This window comes from Pseudarthrobacter sp. CC12 (assembly GCF_039907755.1).
GTDB classification, from domain to species: domain Bacteria; phylum Actinomycetota; class Actinomycetes; order Actinomycetales; family Micrococcaceae; genus Arthrobacter; species Arthrobacter niigatensis.
Window position 1 is genome coordinate 22,783 of the sequence record NZ_JARDJH010000040.1, and the last position, 20,415, is coordinate 43,197.

General features: G+C 63.3%; 15 protein-coding genes and 2 pseudogenes. 7 read left to right on the plus strand and 10 right to left on the minus strand.

Annotation, left to right across the window (positions count from 1 at the left end; translation table 11 throughout):
• Nucleotides 1-3,348 carry a Swt1 family HEPN domain-containing protein gene (locus tag PV772_RS19765; protein ID WP_347887300.1) on the plus strand — a complete coding sequence of 1,116 codons (3,348 nt, stop codon included), beginning with the start codon at nt 1-3 and terminating at the stop codon, nt 3,346-3,348.
• 459 nt (nt 3,349-3,807) lie between these two features.
• Nucleotides 3,808-5,076 (plus strand): IS30 family transposase, encoded by a 1,269-nt coding sequence (locus PV772_RS19770; RefSeq protein ID WP_347887301.1) that lies wholly within the window; start codon nt 3,808-3,810, stop codon nt 5,074-5,076.
• An 891-nt stretch (nt 5,077-5,967) separates the two neighbouring features.
• Here the strand turns inward: PV772_RS19770 and PV772_RS19775 are convergent.
• From PV772_RS19775 to istA, 9 genes and pseudogenes are all read right to left on the minus strand, one after another.
• Nucleotides 5,968-6,327 (minus strand): metalloregulator ArsR/SmtB family transcription factor, encoded by a 360-nt coding sequence (locus PV772_RS19775; protein WP_347887302.1) that lies wholly within the window; start codon nt 6,325-6,327, stop codon nt 5,968-5,970.
• A 4-nt stretch (nt 6,328-6,331) separates the two neighbouring features.
• Nucleotides 6,332-7,561 carry an MFS transporter gene (locus PV772_RS19780; RefSeq protein WP_347887303.1) on the minus strand — a complete coding sequence of 410 codons (1,230 nt, stop codon included), beginning with the start codon at nt 7,559-7,561 and terminating at the stop codon, nt 6,332-6,334.
• A 242-nt stretch (nt 7,562-7,803) separates the two neighbouring features.
• Complete coding sequence (locus tag PV772_RS19785; RefSeq protein WP_347887304.1) at nt 7,804-8,904, minus strand: VIT1/CCC1 transporter family protein; 1,101 nt, start codon at nt 8,902-8,904, stop codon at nt 7,804-7,806.
• Nucleotides 8,905-9,271: 367 nt separating this feature from the next.
• Entirely contained in the window at nt 9,272-10,522 is a 1,251-nt protein-coding gene (locus PV772_RS19790) for a sodium:proton exchanger (protein ID WP_347887305.1), read from the minus strand.
• A gap of 573 nt (nt 10,523-11,095) precedes the next feature.
• On the minus strand, nt 11,096-11,344 hold the full coding sequence (locus PV772_RS19795; protein ID WP_347887306.1) for a cupredoxin domain-containing protein: 249 nt from the start codon (nt 11,342-11,344) through the stop codon (nt 11,096-11,098).
• 882 nt (nt 11,345-12,226) lie between these two features.
• Nucleotides 12,227-12,448, minus strand: coding sequence for a hypothetical protein (locus PV772_RS19800; protein ID WP_330193862.1), 222 nt, complete (start codon nt 12,446-12,448; stop codon nt 12,227-12,229).
• 194 nt (nt 12,449-12,642) lie between these two features.
• Nucleotides 12,643-13,050, minus strand: coding sequence for a large conductance mechanosensitive channel protein MscL (mscL, locus tag PV772_RS19805; protein WP_284976239.1), 408 nt, complete (start codon nt 13,048-13,050; stop codon nt 12,643-12,645).
• 174 nt (nt 13,051-13,224) lie between these two features.
• Nucleotides 13,225-14,016 (minus strand): annotated as a pseudogene (gene istB, locus PV772_RS19810) (IS21-like element helper ATPase IstB); the annotation flags it as partial.
• Nucleotides 14,013-15,688 (minus strand): annotated as a pseudogene (istA, locus tag PV772_RS19815) (IS21 family transposase). The pseudogenes istB and istA, both read right to left, overlap by 4 nt.
• A 405-nt stretch (nt 15,689-16,093) precedes the next feature.
• On the opposite strand from istA, the gene PV772_RS19820 reads away from it, so the two are divergent.
• A complete protein-coding gene (locus PV772_RS19820; protein WP_347887307.1) occupies nt 16,094-16,246 on the plus strand; it encodes a hypothetical protein in 153 nt (50 codons plus the stop codon).
• Nucleotides 16,247-16,486: 240 nt separating this feature from the next.
• On the opposite strand, the gene PV772_RS19825 is transcribed toward PV772_RS19820, so the two are convergent.
• On the minus strand, nt 16,487-16,720 hold the full coding sequence (locus PV772_RS19825) for a hypothetical protein (protein WP_347887308.1): 234 nt from the start codon (nt 16,718-16,720) through the stop codon (nt 16,487-16,489).
• A 763-nt stretch (nt 16,721-17,483) separates the two neighbouring features.
• Here PV772_RS19825 and PV772_RS19830 point away from each other — a divergent pair.
• The 4 genes from PV772_RS19830 (at nt 17,484) to PV772_RS19845 (ending at nt 20,238) form a co-directional block, all read left to right on the plus strand.
• Complete coding sequence (locus tag PV772_RS19830) at nt 17,484-17,912, plus strand: hypothetical protein (protein WP_347887309.1); 429 nt, start codon at nt 17,484-17,486, stop codon at nt 17,910-17,912.
• Nucleotides 17,913-17,987: 75 nt separating this feature from the next.
• Nucleotides 17,988-18,263, plus strand: coding sequence for a hypothetical protein (locus tag PV772_RS19835; RefSeq protein ID WP_347887310.1), 276 nt, complete (start codon nt 17,988-17,990; stop codon nt 18,261-18,263).
• Between the two features lie 658 nt (nt 18,264-18,921).
• A complete protein-coding gene (locus PV772_RS19840) occupies nt 18,922-19,902 on the plus strand; it encodes a DUF4192 family protein (protein ID WP_347887311.1) in 981 nt (326 codons plus the stop codon).
• 186 nt (nt 19,903-20,088) lie between these two features.
• Nucleotides 20,089-20,238, plus strand: coding sequence for a hypothetical protein (locus PV772_RS19845; RefSeq protein WP_347887312.1), 150 nt, complete (start codon nt 20,089-20,091; stop codon nt 20,236-20,238).
• The last annotated feature ends 177 nt before the right edge of the window (nt 20,239-20,415 follow it).

A 20,415-nucleotide genomic window follows, 5' to 3' on the forward strand; every position in this document is an offset into this window, starting at 1 on the left:
ATGGCACTGAGTAACAGGGACCGTATTGATCGGATGTTCCAAGTGATGGCTCCGGCGCTGGACAGCTTCATCTCGGTCGTGATTGGTCAGGCCGATCAGGCTATGGGAGCGGAGTGGACCAAGCTCGTCCAGGGCAAGGATCTGAAGAACAACGTGCCCTCTGGGAGGGTCTACGATCCACTTGACCCCCAAGTCCAGTTCCGTATGCTCACCGAAGGTAACATCACGGGCGGCTACCAACAAGGCTGGTATCCGTTCAACCAAGCGTTGGGCAAAGCGGGAGAGTCTTTCGCGATCGAATTGCGAGAAGTCCGCAACAACTGGGCACACAACGGCACCTTCAGCGACGATGACGCCTACCGTTCGCTCGACACTGGCGAGCGGCTCCTCATGCTAGTTGGTGCGGCAGCAGAGGCGGAAGAGGTTCGAAGTATCCGGCTGAACCTGCGCAGGGTGACTGCCGACAAGGACGACAAGAAGTTCCTCAGGGCCGCGGTGAACAATCCGGAGGCATCTGGATTGAAGCCTTGGCGCGAAGTACTCCAACCGCACGACGACGTTGCGACCGGAAACTTCCACGCCTCGGAGTTTGCAGCCGACCTCTACAAGGTCGCGACCGGCGGCGAAGTTGACTCGGACTACGCCGATCCAGTGGAGTTCTTCAAACGCACCTATCTCACCGAGGGACTTCGCGACCTGATAGGTCGGGCTGTCCGGCGCTTTTCAGGGGATGAGAATACCTCACCCGTTATTAACCTCCAGACCAACTTTGGTGGTGGCAAGACACATTCGATGCTCTCGCTGTGGCATGTCGCAGCCGGGATCCCGATCGGGGAGTTCCCCCAGGAAACCCAGGAGCTGCTGACCGCCAACGGCTACACCGGTACCAGGGTAAATCGCGTAGCAATCGTGGGAAACCACTTCAGCCCGTCCGGCGTCACCAAGGATGACGGCACGCAGGTCAACACGATTTGGGGCGAGCTGGCATGGCAGCTCGGCGGACAGCAAGCGTTCGCCCTGGTTGCCAAGGCCGACGCGGACAGAACCCACCCCGGCGAAGCTCTGCACGCGCTACTGACGGAATACGCGCCTGCTGTCATCCTGATAGACGAATGGGTCGCCTACGCTCGCTCGCTCGTAGGCCGCGACGACCTGGCAGGGGGTACCTTCGACGACCAGTTCACCTTTGCACAGTCATTAACCGAGGCAAGCAAGGGAACTCCCGGCATCCTACTGGCGGTTTCCATCCCCGCATCAGAGAGCGGAGCCAGCGGCGACATGATCGCCATCGGAAACGCCGAGGAGGTGGGCGGCGCCAACGGCTTAGAAGCGCTCAAGCGACTCCAGAACGTCGTACGCCGTGTGGCCGACCAATGGCGTCCGGCCTCTTCGGATGAGGCGTACAACATCGTCAAGCAGCGCTTGTTCAAGGAGGCCGACGCCGCCGGACTAGCTTCGATCGGCGCGACGGCGAAGGCCTATGTCGAGATGTACCGGAAGTACACCGACGAATTCCCACGCGAAGTCCGCGACGTGAACTACGAGGACCGGATCAAGCGAACGTACCCTATCCATCCCGAGATGTTCGACACCCTCTATGAAGAGTGGTCGTCTCTCGAACGTTTTCAGCGCACCCGTGGAGTGCTGCGGCTGATGAGTACCGTCATTCATGCGCTGTGGATCGGCGAGGACGCCTCACCGCTCATCATGCCTGGCTCGATCCCGCTGGCGACCGCAAACGTGAATGCCGAGCTGACGCAATACCTCCAGGACTCATGGAAGACGATCATCGACGCGGACGTTGACGGACCAAACTCTGAACCAGCACGGATCGATTCTGAGAAACCCCTCTTCGGGCAGCGGGCGCTGACCAAGCGGCTCGCTCGCACCGTCTTCTTCAGCGCAGCGCCGACTATCGCACCGGGTTCGGTCCACAAGGGGACAGGCACGCAGCGCGTTTTCCTCGGTACCGCAGTCCCTGGGGACGTGCCCGGCAACTTCCACGCCGCCCTCACCCAGCTCGGCGACCGGGCGACGTACTTCTACTCCGGCTCAGGCAAGTATTGGTATGATCTCCAGCCCAACATCACCCGGACCGCGAAGGACCAGGCCGAGCGGCTGCACAAGGAAGACGTATGGGCGGAGATCATCAAACGCCTCCAAGGGCAAGCTCGCACCCGCGGCGACTTCGCCGGAGTTCACGTCTGCCCTGAGACCAACGGTGACATCCCCGACACGGACGAGGCGCGATTGGTCATCCTCCACCCCAAGGTTGCACATAAGCGCGGTGTGGACTCGGCTGCCAAGGACTTCGCGCAGAAAGCCACCGAGCAACGCGGAAGTGCCAACAGGAATCACCGCAACACGCTGGTCTACCTTGCCGCCGATGAGGCTCGGCTGGAGGAACTTAATAGTGCCACCCGAGACTTTCTCGGCTGGAGTCACGTATTGGCTAACGAAGCCGACCTTGACCTTACGCAGAACCAAAAGAACCAAGCTGCTCAGCGGAAAGCACAGGCTGACCAGACGGTCACTTCCCGATTGCTGCAGACATTCACTTGGGCACTAGTCCCGGCACAGCCTAACGCCGGGGCGCCGTTCGTGCTCCGTGAGACCAAGGTTGAAGGGCAGTCCGACTCCCTCGCAGACCGCGTGTCACGCCGACTCGGGAATGACGGTGACCTTTCCACCCGGCAGGCAGCGTCCACGATCCGACTCGCTATCAGCAAGGTGCCGCAGATCTGGAAGGACGGACACGTTTCACTCGGCGCATTGTGGGCCCTCTACAGCCAGTACCCCTACATGCCACGTTTACGTGACCGCCGAGTGCTCGACGAAGGCATTTTTGACATGCCAATGATTTGGCAGACCGATGCCTTCGCTCTGGCAACTGCCTACGACGAGACCGCTGGTCGTTATGTCGGTTTGTGGACACCGCAGGACAAGGGGGCCGCCCCTCTTGCTACGGACTCGCTGCTGCTCGTGCGTCCCGACGTCGCTGCCGAACAGAGGGATGTTGAGGCCCAGGCAATTACGGACACCAGTAACCAGCCTACTGTCGACCAGCCCGCCGCTCCGCCGAAGCCCCGCGTCGATGCCGCCTTCCCGAAGGCCAAGACCCGTTTCTACGGCGTCAAGACGCTCAATGCTGACAAGACCGCGATGGACTTCAAGAACATCGCCGAAGAAGTCCTCGCCCACCTCCGCGGTGATGAGGACACCAACCTTGTCGTCCGTATCGAGATCGAAGCCACCGACATGACCGGTTTCGACGAGGGTAAGGTCCGCACCGTCTCAGAGAACGCCCGCACCCTCAAGTTCGACCAGTCCGGCTTCGAGGAGTTGTGAGGCGGGACCTTCAGATGGGGGTCAAGCGGTGAAAGCGCCGTCGCCGCCAGCTGTACCTGCCGTATCTGAAGTCGCGCTTCACGACGATCCAGCCCCGCCGGGCTGGATCGAGCCCGGATGGGCTCAGGGGTTCGGTCCCGGGTCCGCCCTGACAGTCAGCCCGGGACGGGGGCATTCAGGGCAGCCAGTTTGGCTGGGGCCAGTTCACCCCCGAAGGGCTTTGTAGCGCTGGGTGTGGAGCCAGACGCCGAACTCGTGTTCCAGGCTCGAGCCGCAGGTTTCATTGCGGCAAGGGGTACGACAAAGAACGGGTTGCACGCCAATGGGGACAGGGCGGTTTCCAACGATCGTCGCAACACCTACTGAAAGTGGTGTTGTTTCATGCGCAGTTCGACGCGCCGATCGAGGAAAATGGGGCCTCCGGGCTTGGTCGAGAAGAGGCCCTTGTATGTTCAGCTCATGAAAGAAGGGCACTCCAACCGGGCAGCATGCAGGATTCTCGGGATCAACCCCAACACCGGCCTTCGTTGGTTGAATGGACGCAACGGGGTTGAGGGCTTGGTGCAGCAGGGCTTGGACCCTCGACCTCGAAAGGCCATTCCTGCGGCAGCTGTATCCAACCGCTATTTGTCAGAGGACGAACGGATCTTCATTGCCGACCGGTTGCTGGTTCGGGCGAGTCTCCGATCCATTGCTCGTGATCTTGGGCGGTCGCCGGCCACGATCAGCAGGGAGTTGGCTCGGAATCGCCCCGACTCCCGTCGCTACCATCCGTTCCGCGCCCAGAAAATGGCACAAAAGAGACGACCCAGGCCAAGACTGGCCAAGCTTGCCGGTGATGACGAGTTGCGGCACTACGTTGTGGAGTGCCTATCGAAGCGGTGGAGCCCTCAGCAGGTCTGCCGGGCCTTGAAGCAAAGGTTTCCAGGAGAAAAGCATCGGCATTTGGCGCATGAAACGATCTACCGTGCGCTCTATCATTTGAGCATCCGCCCCGTTCCAACCGGGTCTGCCCGGCTGCTGCGATCGGGTAAGTTCAGCAGGCGGCCGCGGATCAGGACCAAGGTAAAGCCACGCCAGTACATGGCCGATGCTCTGAAGATCGCTGACCGCCCAGCCCACATCGCTACCAGGGAAGAAGCCGGCCATTGGGAAGGCGACCTCATCATGGGGAAAGGGAACAAATCAGCGATAGTGACGCTGGTAGAACGCTCATCCCGTCTCCTCGTCGCCTTCGCGCTCCGCCCAGGGACCAGATCCGACAACATGCGTGACCAACTCATTGAAGCCCTGGGGCTCCTGCCGGCCACGCTGCGGAGGACCTTGACGTGGGACCGCGGATCCGAGATGGCCAAGCACGCCGAAGTCACCGCGGCGCTGGGGACGCTCGTGTACTTCTGTGATCCGGCCAGCCCCTGGCAACGTGCATCGAACGAGAATGCCAACGGACTGCTCCGCCAGTACTTCCGGAAGGGTGCAGACCTCAGCACGGTAGAACAAGCTGAAGTCCGGTTCGCCGCTGATGAAATCAACGGACGGCCACGAGCCGTCCTCAACTGGGACAGTGCAAATGACCGGTTTGCTGCGCTTCACGCGGCGGCGCTTCAGGGTGCGGCGGCGGCGCCGCTGCCCACAACCGGGGACAATCCTCACGGGTTATCCACCGCTACGACTGCAAGGGAGCTAACCCAGGGGCTCCCAATTTCAGCCGTGGATAACCCAAATTGACCCCCGCTGCGGATAGCTGGAGTCATTGAAGAGCTCTCCAGCAGGTCACGGATGAGAGCCCTTCTGACCGTGCAAACAAATCGTCATGAAGTCGTTGACACCACTTCTGGTTTTAGGGTTCCCCAGGGCGGATCTTGTATTACCACGGACCCTGCCGTCTTTAGAGATCGGTCAGGCCAACGCCTTCGTCATCGAGGCAGGGGGAGCGTTTGCCGGCCGGGGCTCCGGTTGAGCGGAGGCAGCTGCATTGAGGTCCTTTAACTGCGGGTAGGGACAGCCACACGAAACGCTGCATCTTGATGTACGTCCCGAAGTCCAGAACTGCGGCGTTCAACTTCGGCGCGAGGTCGTGGCTAACACTTACCGCCAGTGCTGTCTCTGCTCCCCGGCGGTCGTTTCCCGAGGTATTTGGGAGGGCGGGGCCGAGTTCGCACCAGAGCGGTTTACGCGGTGGGGTCCGCGAGAAATACAGGCCCTGTTTCCGGCATCCTCCGTCGCCTTGAAAGCAATGCAACGTTCCTCCGAAGACGGCCACCATTTCCACTGCCGCGGCGGTGAGGAAGAAGTGACCGTGTCCGGGTATGTCGGCCCTGAGGAGGCCGGTAGGTTGGCCGGCCGTCCCGGCTTGCGCAAGGTTTGAGTGATCGACGGGTCTGGGTCTGCGGCGGTCAGCAGGCAACGGACATGACCGTTCTAGTGCTGTGGATGCTTACCCGGGCAGCGTCCTCAGTGGCTTCGTTAGGGCCCGCAATCCCTGCCGTCGTTTCGCGGTCGCGGGGGTGGCTATTGGCTTGTTTCATGGTTCCGTTGTTTCCGTCGTCGAGAGGTGGGTGCGCGGCGAGCCGCCCGGAAACCGCTCCGCCTGAAAGGTTGCATTGCTGAAGAAGTGTGTCAGTCGTGGGCGGGTTCGCCGGTGACTGTGTGGTCGGCGTGGTTCAGGCCTTCCATGACGAGGCGGGTCAGGTGCCCGTCCGTAAGGCGGTAGATGACGTGGCGACTGTGCTTCTGCGTGGTGACCAGCCCGCTGAAGCGCAGCTTGGCCAGGTGTTGGCTGACCGAGGTGCGTGAGGCTCCGGTCTGCTCTACCAGGGTGCCGACGTCGGAGGGTTCCTGGGCCAGGAGCCAGAGCAGGTGCAGCCGGGTGGGGTCCGAGAGCATCCGGAACGTGGCGGTAGCCGCGTCCAGCCGGCGGGAATCCGGTGCGTCGGGGTGGTGGAGGCTGGCGGCCGGGGTGGGCTGTACGTTTTCCACCGGTTCAGCCTTTCATGGTCTCCGGCACGGGGCCGGTCCTGGATCCTGCGGGCCAGAATCGGAACGCCGCAAGTGTACTGATGGTAGCCACGATGGCCAGCACGGCGGCGGCCACGGGTTGGCCGGCGGCGGCGCCGATCCAGCCGGCGACTGGGTAGGTGATGATGAAGCAGGCGTGGGAGAGGGAGAACTGGGCGGTGAAGATGTAGGACCGGGTGCTGTCTGTTGCCGCCCGGCGCAGGAGGCGCGCCGAGGGGGTGTTGATCATCGAGGTCCCGGCGCCGAGGACCACCCACAGGCCCAGCAGCACCGGCCAGGTTCCCGGCGCGGCCAGCAGGGCGAAAGCCCCGGCCAGGCCGGCGGAAAGCAACACGGCGCCGGCACGCATGAAGACCCGGTCCGGCACCCGGTCCAGGATCTTGGGTGCGGTCAGCGCGACGAGCATCGACCCGGCACCGAAACAGGCCAGGGCGACCGCGACGTCGGCGTTGGAACCTCCGAACATGTCCCGGGCGTAGACGACGGTGTTCACCAGCACCAGGGCGGTCGCGGCCGCGACGGCAAGATTCAGGGCCATCAGGGCCCGCAGCTCAGGGTTGCGGGCAAAGATCCGCGTGCCCAGAGTGGTCCGGTGCCACAGCGTCCCTTCCTGCCGCACCTGCGGCGCCGCAGGAAGCCTGGTCGTGACCACGAGCGCCGCGGAGAACAGGAACCCGACCACGGTCCCGAGGAACAGATCATGGAAGGACAAGACGGTCAGCAGCGCTGCGGCCAGTGCGGGGCTGACCAGCGACTCCAGGTCGTAGGCCAGACGCGAGAGGGAAAGGGCGCGGGTGTACTGGCGTTCATCAGGGAGGATCACCGGGATCAGAGACTGGAACGCCGGGGTGAACGTAGCCGAGGCGCTCTGCAGCAAGAAAACCAGGACATAGATCTGCCACGCCTGGTCCACCATCGGCAGCATCAGTGCAATACCGGCACGGATCAGGTCCGCCCCAACCAGCACCGCCTTTTTCGGCAGCCGCTCCACGAGCGCCGCCATCAGCGGGGCAACGAACACATACGCGAGCATCTTGATCGTCAGTGCCGTACCCAGAACGGCACCGGCCTGACCGCCGGCCAGATCAAAGGCCAGCAGGCCCAGCGCCACCGTCAGTAGCCCGGTGCCCAGCAGGGCCACAACCTGGGCCGAAAAGAGCTTTCGGTAGGCCGGAACGGCCAGGACTTCAATCAAAACGACTCCTCGGAACTATCACGGATACATCAATACGTGCTTACATGTGCACTTATTAGACTAATGCGTCATTCCCCGGTTGGGAAACGATCCGACCTGCATGTTGCTTCACTCAGCACGCCCTGTTTCGAGGCTCCCGGTCGGAGCAGGCCACCGACGGTGATCTCCCCATGAGCTCGTTAGTGGGAAGCGGGTCAAGGGCCGCCTGGGCCCGACGGCTGTGCCGGCGCTGCCGGGCGGTATTACGCGGCGCTGGTTCCAAACAGCATTCCGAGCAGGTATGTGACGGCTGCTGCGCCGTAGCCGATGGCGAGCTGGCGCAGTGCCATCTTCAATGGGGCCCCTCCGGAGAGTAGCGCGACTATAGCGCCGGTAGTGAGCAAGGCCAGACCAACAATGATGCTGGCGATGATCAGGGCGGTGATTCCCTGCAACCCGAAGAGGTAGGGGAGTACAGGCAGGATCGCTCCCGAGCCGAAGAACAGGAAGCTCGACGTTGCCGCACCGAGTCCGGTGCCTACTGCTTCGTGTTTGTCATGTCCCGCGGGTACCGCGATTGGCGTCTCGGGCGGGTTCTGCAAGCTCTCGGCGGCCTTCGCGTTCGCCTCTTCCGGGCTCATGCCCCGCGCCCGGTACAGGAGGGCAAGTTCGTTTGCGCCGGCGTTCAGGTGCGGGAGTCGTGCCTGTGCGTCCTCGTTGGGGGTGGAGGCTTCGAGGAGTTCGCGCTGGGAGCGGACGGAGACGTACTCCCCGGCGCCCATGGACAAGGCGCCAGCGAGGAGACCGGCTACGCCGCTGAGGAGGACCACCGAGTTGGGCGCGCCGCTGGCGCTAATGCCCATGACGAGGGAGAGGTTACTGACGAGTCCGTCGTTAGCACCGAAGACGGCGGCGCGGAAAGACCCGGAGAGCCTGTTTCGTCCCCGTGTGGCGAGTGCGCGGACAATTTCCTCGTGGATCTGTTCGTCTGCGGCCATGGCGGCTGTGGCGTGCACATCGCGGGCGTATGGCGACCGTGCTTCGGCACGTTGGGCCAGGGCCAGGACGAACACGGATCCGAAGTGGCGGGCGAGGAAGCCAACGAACCGGGTCCTGAGGCCTCCGCGGCGTGGTTTGCCGACGTTGTCGCCGAGCATCTTCAGCCAGTGCTGTTCGTGCCGGGTCTCGGCCTCGGCCAAAGCCAAAAGTATTTCCCGTTCCTCCCCGGAACGGCGGCCCGCCAGGTCGCGGTAAACAGCGGCTTCGGCCCGTTCGTCGGCCAGATACTGGCGCCAGCGGCGAAGATCCGAGGGGCTACCGCCGTGGGAATCATCCCTCGTATTTGTGTTCTTGAAGTTGGTCATAGTCATCCTCAAGGCAGGTCTTCGGCCGGACCCAGCAGTCCGGGGAGCCCGGCCAGAGGGGCGTTTGAACGGACGTCTCGCTGGCTAAGGCCAGGCGGTGCACCAGGCAGGCCCTGTGGAACCGCATGTCAGCGTGCCGCTACGTCGTCCCCGGGCGGACGAAGGGAACAATTCCGCCCTCTGTGGAGACAGTCTTCCGCATTTTCAGTCTGGGTGGATACTTTTCGGGCTGCCGAATTTGAGGTTCGAGGTTCGCCTGTGCTGGCTCTTTCGGGCACGACCGTGGTCCGGCTTCCCAAGGACGGAAAGCCGGACCACTTTGTGGGGCTCGCGACGGCTACCGCGAACCTGGTTCGGTGCGACCGAACTAGACGCGTGCTTCCTCACGTTCGACCGGTTCGGGCACGCTGGGCCGGAACGGGGCGGAGATTGCCGGGAGGATGGCGCGGCGGTGCACGACGAGCAGGGCGACGGCGATGACGATGTGGACGCCGCTGAGTACGTACCGGCCGGTTGCGTCCGTGACGAAGAACTGCACCGCGAATAACCCGGCGAGGGCGACGGCGGACCATCGGTGGAAGCGCAGGGCGATGATGATCGCCACACCCATCAGTGTCTGACTGGCCGTGAGCACGAACTCCTCAACCTGCCGCGGATCCAGGGCAAGGTCTGTGCCGCCGCCGCCGAAGAAGTGGGCGACGGGCAGGGACCCGACGAGTAAGGTCCATTGGTTGATCTTGGACGCGATCAGCGTTCCGATGGCGGCCGCGCCCATTCCGCGCAGGGCGAAGAGCACGGCAATAATGAACTCGGGGGCCTCGGAGGCCAGCGGGGCCAGCCACTGCACCAGGAAGTAACTATCAATACCGAGCGCTCCGCCCGAATCGACCAGGGAGGTCGCGAAAGGCTCAGCAGCGGTCAGGATGATCGCCGCGGAGACGACAAACATACCCACAAACGTGATGCGGCGGCGTGTCTGTGGCATCGCGGCGATGTGAGCGGCCATGCCGACGAACTCCTCTTCGCCCTCGTCCGGGACCCAGCTGGCCCGCCACAGGTACGCGACGAAAATCAGGATCAGACTGATGCCGACCCACATGGCGATCTGCCCCATGATCGGGATGACGAACGCGAGGACGGCAACGATGGCCAACACACCAATGTCCAGGCGGCTGCTTCCGGGCAGCTGCAGCATCCGCGGCAGCTGCTTACCTTTTTCCCCGCGTGCTTTCGCCAAACGACGGGCGACGTAGAGGGCAACGAGAACGATCAGCGGCCAACCGAACCCGAGCAGCAGCCGGTTGGATCCGGTCATGTTCGCAGCCGCGAACTGCTCATAGGCCGGATCGGAGCCGGATCGGAAGGCGTAGTACAGGTCGACCGCGTACTCAGGAAGCACGGCGATCAGCGCCAGGATGGCGATGGCGAGTGCCCCCGAAATGTCTTTCTGGGCGGACTCGGCCGCCCAGGCAAGCATGAACGACGCAGCGACCACAGCTGCGCCGAAGACCACGAGGTCAAGGACGGGGTTGGGCGCAAACCCGGTGATACGGAAGACGATGGCCGGTGCGGCGATCGCGAGCAGGATGATGATCCTGCGCAGCAGCGGAGCGGGCATGGGTGTCCTTCGGTCGTAGGGCGACCGGAATCGAGAAGGCAAGAGACTCCGGCCACAGGATGGGCCGAAGGTCTCGCTCGCCCCGAGAGATATCGGGGTGGCACGCCGGGCAGTCACCATGACCGCCAGTATGTCGACGTACCGCAACGTCCGGGAAAAGCACGGACTGTGGGAGCTACTCCCCTTCGATTTCTCGATTCTTCCACACATTTAACGCCGATATATGCGTTTGCATGCTTTTAGGGAATCCGAATTTTCAACATCCGGAGACCCTTCACGGCATCCTTCGGTAGCCCAAAAGATCCGGCCGAAGACTGCTCGGCCGAGACGAAGGCCTACCCGGCCCGCTCTGTCGTAGTCATCCGTCGAAGAAAACCGGATCCTGATACGAGGGGCCCCGCAGCGCCTCAGGTCTACCGGAGGCTCCGGGTGCCCGGACGCGACAAGACTGCCGGAGCCTTTTTGCCTCCATGCCATAGCGGGTCCAGCCAACAGGGAGCGGTCCGGTGCAGAGCCACTCCCACAGCACCTCGGCCTCTTTCTCCGGGACAACAACCTAATGGGCTCGGAGGCTTATTTGACCGTCAGTGTCCCGTGCATATTCGGGTGATAGGTGCAGTGGAAGGCATAGGTGCCTGGCTGCGTCGGGGCCGTAAAGGTGGCCGTGCCTCCGTCGCCTTTGACCTTGGCGTCGAAAGCCTGCCCTTGGTCAGCGGTTACGGTATGGGCCGCGCTGTCCTGGTTGGTCACTGTCACCGTAGCGCCAGGGGACACTGTGACCGGATTCCCGTAGGCGAAGTCCTTGATGGTGATGGCTGTCACCGCGGACTCCGGCATTCCTTTGGTTGTGGAGGGCGCCGGGGAATCTGACCCCATCGGCATGCTTGAGGAGGCGGAGGCAGTGCTGGTTGCCGCTGATGTCGGGGCCGGCGAGCCACCGCTAGAGCCGCACCCAGCCAGCCCAGCCAGAAGAGCTACCAAGAACAGCGGAGTCCCAAACTTTCCAGTTTTCATGGCATACCGTCCTCGGTCACGACGAGAGGTTCGAACAGGAATCCCCTAAACGTCATTCTGCTCCCGACCGCCACGGAATGACACCCACGAGCGCAAAGAACGGGCTCGGACGGGGGAAATCGTGTCGTCGACCGCTGCCCAGCCACCGAGTTCGGGGATTACCGGCAGCGGACCTCCCGCGCTCCGCTCCGAATGTGGCGTTGCGTCCCGGCCCTTGTCTATTTGGTCATTATCGCGACGGGTAAAAGGGGGACTCTGATACCTTCAAGCTGAACCTGTTGCGACGATCGTTGGAAACCGCCCTGCCTGAGCTGTGCGGAGGGCTCCACCTGACCCCAGTGGGCACAACCCGTTCCCCAACGCCCTGTGCTCCGCTGCGCTCCCCCCAGGAAGCGGTGATTGTGTCAAGTATTTTTGGCCCCAGAGGGGCGATTGAAAGTGGCCCCAGGTTCACGGAACGTTGTTGTGGGTCTCGGGCTCGCGGGACGGTTTTCGCACCGGTTGGCTAAGGGTTCCTGTATCGCCCGGGGGAACGGCAGATGCCGGTCGGGGGTATGGAGTCGGGGCGCCGTCGTTGCTAGCATGTCAGATCTCTTGAGTGGGAGAAATCCATTCTGGAATGGAAAAGGTCCGACCTGGCGTGCGCCGGGCCGGACCTTTTCAGTGAGACGCGCTAACAGTCCAGACCCACTACCCGACCTTGCCGGAGAGTGCGACCAGTACCCCTGCCGTAGCGAAGTATTTGTTGCTTCCCAGATCGCGGATGGTTTTGATTCCCATACCGGCAAGCAGTTCGTCGTGCTTTTCGGTCAGTCCGGCAAGAGCCGAGGGCGGGGCCGAAAGGACCTCGTCCAGAGTCGAGTTCTCGTAGGCGTTGTCCAATGCCTTGCCCAATTCAATCGAAACAGCCATTTTCATGTCCTTTCATCGATGACGGAAAACAAGCCCAGCCAGCCTGCGGCTGCACGAACGCCGGGATTTATCCCTGCGCCGCTGGGAGACACGCTATCGCAGCGTCGGTCTGTGGAACGTGAGCGTGCCGAAGCGATTGGGCGGCGGTTTAGCCCTGAAAGCGGATTTTGGTGGGTTTGGGTCCGCCGGCTTGATTAGGGCCTGCGGTCTTGCCGTAGGGAATCCCGGATTTCCGTGAGCAGGGCAATCTGGGGGTCTTCGGCCGCTTCTTCCTTGACGTCCGGGTTGATGCCGAGGCGCCGGTTGCGGCGCTCGATCATGTGGTTCATGGGCACGACGATGACGAAGTAAATGGCTGCCGCCACGAGCACGAAGTTAACAATTGCTGTGAGCAGGACACCGAATTTGATGTCGTTTCCGTTGAGGGTCACGACGGCGAAGCTATCGAAGTTCGGAGATCCGACCAAGGCCGCGATGAACGGCATGAGAACGCTTTGGACTAGGGCCGTGACTACGGCGCCAAAGGCGGCACCAATCACGACGGCGACGGCAAGGTCTACGACGTTGCCCTTCATGATGAAATTCTTGAATCCGGTCAACATAGCGATCAAACTACCCCACGCGGATGCCGTATCGGTTACTTTTGGGGAAAGTTTCGAGGGGAGTCACCGAGTGCCTGCCGGCGCCCGTGGCATGAGGTCGGATTCACCTCCGTGGGGACCTTGGGTTCCTGCAGCGGGGTTGTTCACCTGTTCCGAACTTCTACGCGCGATGCCATGGGCCAGGCGATAGGAGTCGGTGCCGGTTTCGATGATGGTGCCGTTGAAGGTGAGCCGGTCCACGATGGCGGCGCAGAGGCGCGGGTCGGTGAAGGTTTTGGTCCAGCCGGAGAATGACTCGTTGGAGGCGATGGCGATGGAGTTTTTCTCCTCACGGTCGCTGAGGACCTGGAAGAGGAGTTCGGCGCCTCGACGGTCAAGTTCCATGTAGCCAAGCTCGTCGATGCAGAGCAGGTCCACGCGGCCGTAGCGGGCTATGGTCTTGGCCAGGACCTTCTCGTCTGCGGCTTCGATGAGTTCGTTCACGAGTCGGGTGGCGAGGGTGTATTTGACTCGGTAGCCCTTCTCCGCGGCGGCGGTGCCGAGTCCGATGAGCAGGTGGGATTTGCCGGTTCCGGAGTCCCCAATCAGGCAGAGGGGTTGTCCTTTGCGGATCCATTCTCCGGTGGCCAGGGTGTGGATGGTGGCGGAATTGATGTTCGGGTTCGCGTCGAAGTCGAAGTCCCCGAGCCACTTGTCCCGGGGAAGGTTCGCGGCTTTCACGCGCCGGATCGAGGAGCGCCGGTCCCTGTCGTCGCACTCGGCCAGCTGCAGTTCGGCCAGGAAGCCTTGGTAGGAGAGTTGTTCCTTCCTCGCGACGGCGAGGGCTTCATCGAGGACTGCCCGGATGGTGGGCAGGCGCAGCCGGCGGCAGGCCTGGTCCACGGCGGCAACTGCTGCCTGTTCGGTCAGGCCGCGGCGCCGGCGCAGGGTCGGGGTGATGGTGGTCGCCGGTGCGGTGGGGCTCATGAGATGTTCTCCTTTGACGCGGTTCCTGCGGGGTGTTGGGAGCGTTTGGCCAGCAGCTCGTCATAGGCGCGGACCGATGGCAGGGGCCGGCTATCAGGTGGCAGCCCGGCGATGACGGCGACGGGGTCCATGAGGCGGCGCTGGGTGAGACTGACAACCCGTTGCACCTTCTCTTCAGCATGAGCACCGGGATGACGGCCGGACCTGGCCCCACCCCGGCAAGATGCCGTAGCGTGTCTGCGTGCTTCGACCGCAACGACGTCGGCGCTGACCGCACCCACTACGAGGGCCGCGGTGATGCCTGCGTGGATGTCTTCGGCGTCCATGGACCGGTGGAGGAGCAGGACGTCGATGAGTTCACGGGTCCCGTCGGCGTCGCCGTTGACCCGGCGGGAGGCGGCCCAGAATGCCTCGTGCGCGCTGCTGAACGTCCCGGACTGCCGCGCCCGGGCCAAAGCGGTGGAGCCTGGAAGGGCGCCGGGCTTGGTTTTGAGGACTTCGAGATAGTGATCGAGCTGGACTGACTGACCGGACCGGGCGGCGAGCCGCTGATGCCTGGCGACCACGGTGCGGCCGTCGAACACCACGACCTCGGACGCCCGCAATGAGACCCTGACCCTTCGGCCGATGAAGCGGGCCGGGACGGAGTACTTCACCATCCTGACCGTGATCATCGAGGACCTATCGACCCTCGGGTTCAGCACCAGACCGGATCGAATTCCTCGGCTGGCAGCGGGGCCAGGAGCGGCCGTTCGATCTCGAAGTCCTGACCGATGGTGCGGATCCTGTCATTGATTCGCCGGCGATCGTCCTGGGCTTCCCATCCGCGGATGCGGTCGTTGAGCTCGTCCAGGGATTCAGTGACTGGCGTGGGCGAGAGTCTGTTGCGGCGGAACCAGCCCACCTCACCTTCAACGCCGCCCTTTTCGTGGGCCCCGGCGATGCCGGGCTGGCAATAGAAGGGGTCGAAGCCGTAGTGGGAACGGAACAACACCCATCTGTCGTTCTCCTGGCGCTGCCGGCCTTGCCCGAACACCACAGCGGTGACAGCACTGCTGAGATTGTCCTAGCGGATGTGTTTGGTCGGGATGCCGCCCAGAACGTTGAAGGCCTCGACGTGGCCCTCGAGAAAGGCTTCCTGGGCCTGGGTCGGGTAGATCCGGTGGATGGCTCTGCCCGAATGCGATAGCCGGAAGATGAACATGTGGCACTTCGTCTTCACCCCGTTCAGCACGACATAGACCTCGCCGAAGTCCACCTCAGCCTCAGCACCCGGAGCGTGTTCCTGAGGAACGAACACCTCAACGCGGCGGCCGGCCTCCACATCAATTTGGGCCGGACGGACCCTTACGTAATCACGGACCGTCGAATACGACAGCTCCTGCGCTCCGTGCTCTTCTATGAGCCGGGCCAAAATCCTGCGTGCAGTATGGCGCTGCTTCCGCGGCGCCGTCGTGTCCTCGGTCAGCATCGCATCGATCGCGCCCTTGAAGGGCTCCAGCCTCCAGGACACGCCTTGTCTCTGTTTACGCTCCGGAGGGGCAGCTGAATCCAGTGCCTGCCTTACCGTTCGCCTGTGAACCCCGTACCGGACCGCCAACGCACGAACCGACAGGCCCTCAACCCGGGCGTCCCTTCGAATCCGCGCGAACAACTCCACTCTCGACTCCATCCAGACCAGCCTTCCGCCGCATCCATCCAGTGATGAATCCAACGTTGAAGGTGGGGCCACAAATAACCGCCACAGGTGCCCGGCGAGTCATGAAGTGGGGCCGGAAATAACCGTCCTGCCGGGGCCATATAAACCTGTCACAGCCAAAGCGGTCCTCCGCTTTGCTCCGGCCTGTAAAAGCGTTGTTTTTGCCTTACATGTGGCTGGGTTGTTCTCCGTACAAGGCCACTGATCGTAGCCGTCCGGGGGCCCGACCCGTCAACCCACGCTCCCGTTCAGGTCCACGCGGTCGCTGCGCTCCCTTATTTCGCGGACCTGCCCGTCCGCTCTTCGGGGTTGACGGCCCACCCTCGACCGGCTGGACCAGTGGGGCCTCGCACGGCGGGGCAGGAAGGAGGTGGCTACATGAGCATCGACGAACTGATCAAGCTCGCGACTTCGGTCGTGAGCCTGGCGACAGCGGTCATCGCTCTGCTTTCCACGCGGAACGCGCTCTTAAAGGGCAAACGCTCCCGAGCGGTCACTCGGAAGCGTAAGCGTACAGCTAGGAAGGTGTAGCTACTCAAACCGGTGGTCGTGACCGTGAATGGTTGCGGCCACCGGCTCCTTCTTAGCCTAGGTTCTACTCAACGATAAGGAAACCCTCATGGAACCACTGACGATCGTGAATTTCGTGCTCTCGCTGGCAGCGCTGGGCGCTTCCATCACCGCGTACCGCGCCATCTCCAAGGTCCGGAAGGACCAGGAAACCTAGGCCCGGCGCAGGCTGGGCCGCCCCCTAGCAGGGCCGGCCCGGCCCTACGTGGCCGGTTCGGTGCCGGGTGTTGTGTCCTCATCCCGTACGCGGCGCAGCAAGGCCGCCATATTGCGCACGGCCGCGGGGTCTTTTTGCCAGGGCTTGCCGTTACGGGTACAGGCGTGAACGCTGTTCACGCCGGAGCCTTTAGCCGCTTCGGCGAATTCTGCCCATGCCTCCTGCAGCTCTGACAGCTCCTCAGGGGTTAGCGGCTCTTCCGCCGCCGGCTCGCTCACTACGAGCGGAGTCGCAGCCTTATCGGTACCCGTCTGGCGTCTGCCGAACAAACTCCTCAAACCCACGGATTACCCCTTCATTAACGAATAAGTGTCCCGCCAAGGTGGGCCGCATTGGGGGAACGGCCTGCCCTGGCGGGACCCTTCCACCGTATCAACACCGGCCAGACCTTTTGACCAAGACGGAGGGCCGGCATTCCAAGGAATGCCGGCCCTCCGCTGTGTAAACATCCTGCTGCTTACGCCTTCGAGCATGCCACATCGACTGGCTTACGTGGGAGTTTCAGGCCCTACCGTCACCGGCCAACTGGGGGGAACGGCCGATGACGGGGGCAGTACAAGTTTACGGCCGCGAAGCCTGGTTTGCGCTGCGCTTCAACCAGTTGTGGGCGTCCGCTGGCGCGGCCGGCTGTTGGGCGCTGCCGGTCCGTCGCAGAGCTCCTGCCCGTCATCACCTGGTTGTTTACAAGCGTTTTTTGTTGCTGTCCTGCGGATTCTAGGCGTCCGCTCCAGCCTGTCTAGCCCCGGTTCCGCAAGCTCCACCGGGGCCTGCGGCGCAGGAATTTCCCGCAGGCGCTCCTTCGTCGCTTATCTCCTGCGGGAATTTCCCACGCCTTGCCCTGCGGGTAGACAGGCCTCCGTCGGCCGCCGAGCAAGCAAGCTTGCCAGCAACCAAAAAACAACGCGGGGGAACCGGGGAGCTGGCCGGTCACCTAAGCCGCCCCACTCACCCCACTTCTCGGACAAGAAGGAACACCACCAAATGAACGCAATCAGCACCAAGACCGTGACCACAGCCGACACCGGCGAGACCATCGAGGGCGTGACCGTCCTCGGGGATTACCACATGAACGGTGGCTACGACTGGATGGAACTCATCGGCGAACACGGCTGGGCCGTGATCCCCAGCTGGGGGCACGATGGCTGGGACCTGGGCCAGTGGCCCTACGTCATGGTCGCCGGAATCCGCACCGCCGACGCCATCGGCAACCTGTTTGGCATGGCCACGTACTGCGAAGGCGACGTGACCTGCACGTACTACCGGACCAAGGCCAAGTTCTGGGACGCGATCAGCGAACAGGCGTTCTTCCACTGGAAGAACGGACAGGCCCACGGCCCGGACGACCTGCCCGAAGCCGCCGCCGAACTGCCCAGCCGGTACCGCATGCCCTACGCCGTCAACGCCGCCTAACCGTTGAAACCCTTGCCGGGCGGAAACCCGCCCGGCAAGGGCCCTGCACCGCCATCTTCACCAACGGAAAGAATCATGACCGAAAACAACCGCATCACCGAAAACACCGCCCAGACCGTTGTGTTCCTCGAAACCCTCGCCGCCCTTGTTGAAAAATCTCCCGTCACCTACAGCGCGGCCGCCGCGAAAGACCTCGCAGCGCACGTCCGCGGCATGGCAGAAGCAGTGGTCAACGACGCCCGCGTTGACCCTGGCCTGCTGGACGTGACCCGGCAGTACGCCGCGCTGGACTGGCACAACGAACTCGTCGCCGTCCTGTTCTCCCCGGAGCACCGGCCCACAATGCACTAAACCCCGCGGCGGACTCACTTACTCAAATACTCAAATGAGTAAGCGAGTCCCCCTCATTGCTGCCTAACCGTCGCCAAAGCGCGCGGGCGGTCCGCCGCCGGTGGCTGGCTCGGGTTGGTGGTCGCCGGCAGCGGACCGCCGTTCCCGCCAACAGCCCCGGACGGATCACCTGTGCTGGCGGCAAGCCATGGGGGAGTGGCCGGCCGGGGCAGATCCGGTGGCCAGGGGAAAGGCATGCTCGCAGGGCTCGCACTGGTCTGCGCTGCGCTTCAACCAGTTGATGGGCGTCCGCTGGCGCGGCCGGCTGTTGGGCGCTGCCGGTCCGTCGCAGAGCTCCGGCCCTGACTCACCTGGTTGTTTACAAGCGTTTTTTGTTGCTGTCCTGCGGATTCTAGGCGTCCGCTCCAGCCTGTCTAGCCCCGGTTCCGCAAGCTCCACCGGGGCCTGCGGCGCAGGAATTTCCCGCAGGCGCTCCTTCGTCGCTTATCTCCTGCGGGAATTTCCCACGCCTTGCCCTGCGGGTAGACAAGCCTCCGTCGGCCGCCGAGCAAGCAAGCTTGCCAGCAACCAAAAAACAACGCGGGGGGAGCAGGGGAGCTGGCCGGTCACCTAAGCCGCCCCACCCACCCCACTTCTCGGACAAGAAGGAACACCACCAATGACTGAAAAACTGACCATCACCGGTTCCGCTGACCTGATCGCCGCCGTCCCGCACCTGCTGGGCACCCAGCCCAAGGAGTCGTTTGTCGTGCTGACGTCACGCTTCGGCACCCTTGGAGCAACCCTCCGCATGGACGCACCGGCCGAGTCCGCACCACTGGACTACGCCCAAATGATGGCGACCTACGCCGCTAACGACGACAAGGCAACGGGCAGCTTCGTGATCGTTTACACCGACGAGAAACCGGCCTACGGCTTCCCCTACGCTGCTCACGTGCTCGCACTCAGCAGTGAGCTGGCCATGGCACGGATGCCCGTCCGCACGGTCCTGCTGGTCACCAGCGCCCACTGGGCAACCTACGGTACGGAAGAAAAAAACCCGCTCGACACCATCAGGGACAGCAACGCCAACGTCACGCTGACCTACTTCGGTTCGGCGACGGACATCGACGTGTACAACCCAGCGTTGCTGGGCAGGTGGGCGCTTCCGGTGGAAGCACCGGAGGGGACCTTCGAGGATCTCGAAATGGCGTGCGCGACGTGGGAGGCGGTCCTAGACGCAGATGGAATGCCTGACACCGAGACCGCACGCGCGCTGGCGGCGGCATTCCAGCAGCGGCACCTCCGTGACTATCTGTTCCGGGACACCATCACCACCCACAACGGCAGTTTCGGGGACGTGTTGACCGGCAAGTTCACCGCCCGTCCCGACTGGGACCGCGTGGACCGGGCTGAGGCTGTCGCGTTCGAGCTGATGAAAGTTGTCCCGGCAGGGCAACGCGCCCCCATGCTGACCCTGATGGGCTGGCTGGAATGGCTCAAGGGCCACGGAAGTCAGGCCGACCGCTACCTGAAGCTCGCCGCTGAGGACGTTTCCGATTTCCGCCTCGCGGTGCTGCTGGGGGAACTGATCAACCGCGGAAACGTCGCCGACGTCGCCCTGGACGCTGACAAGTCCTACAAGCGCCGCCTGATCTAACACCCCGGAGGCCGGGACGGATCGCCCTTGAGGTATCCGGCCCGGCCTTTCCGGTGGCGGGGCGGCCTCCTCCGCTGCGCTCCCCCGGCCGCCGATGACGCTGACGCGGGCGGAGCCCCGCCCCCAGTGAACATGCAGGATCCCGGGCTACAGTGGGCACAACCATTACAGCGGGAGGGCGCAACTGTGGGAACCGAATACATCCTGACTGAGGACGACCAGCCAGCTGCTGACGCCAGCCTGGCCGAAGACATCATCGAACTGCAGCTGCTCACAGCCGGCGAAAAAACGGGCCCGATCGACACCGCCCACGCCCAGGAACACCACAACTTCTAGCACCAGGCAGCAACGACGCTGCCCCCGGGTTTCCTTTGTCCGAGGAACACCAAAGAGCCGGCACCGCTTAGGTGCCGGCTCTTTGGTTTTCAAGACCAGAATGGGCGTCCGCTGGCGCGGCCGGCTGTTGGGCGCTGCCGGTCCGTCGCAGAGCTCCGGCCCTGACTCACCTGGTTG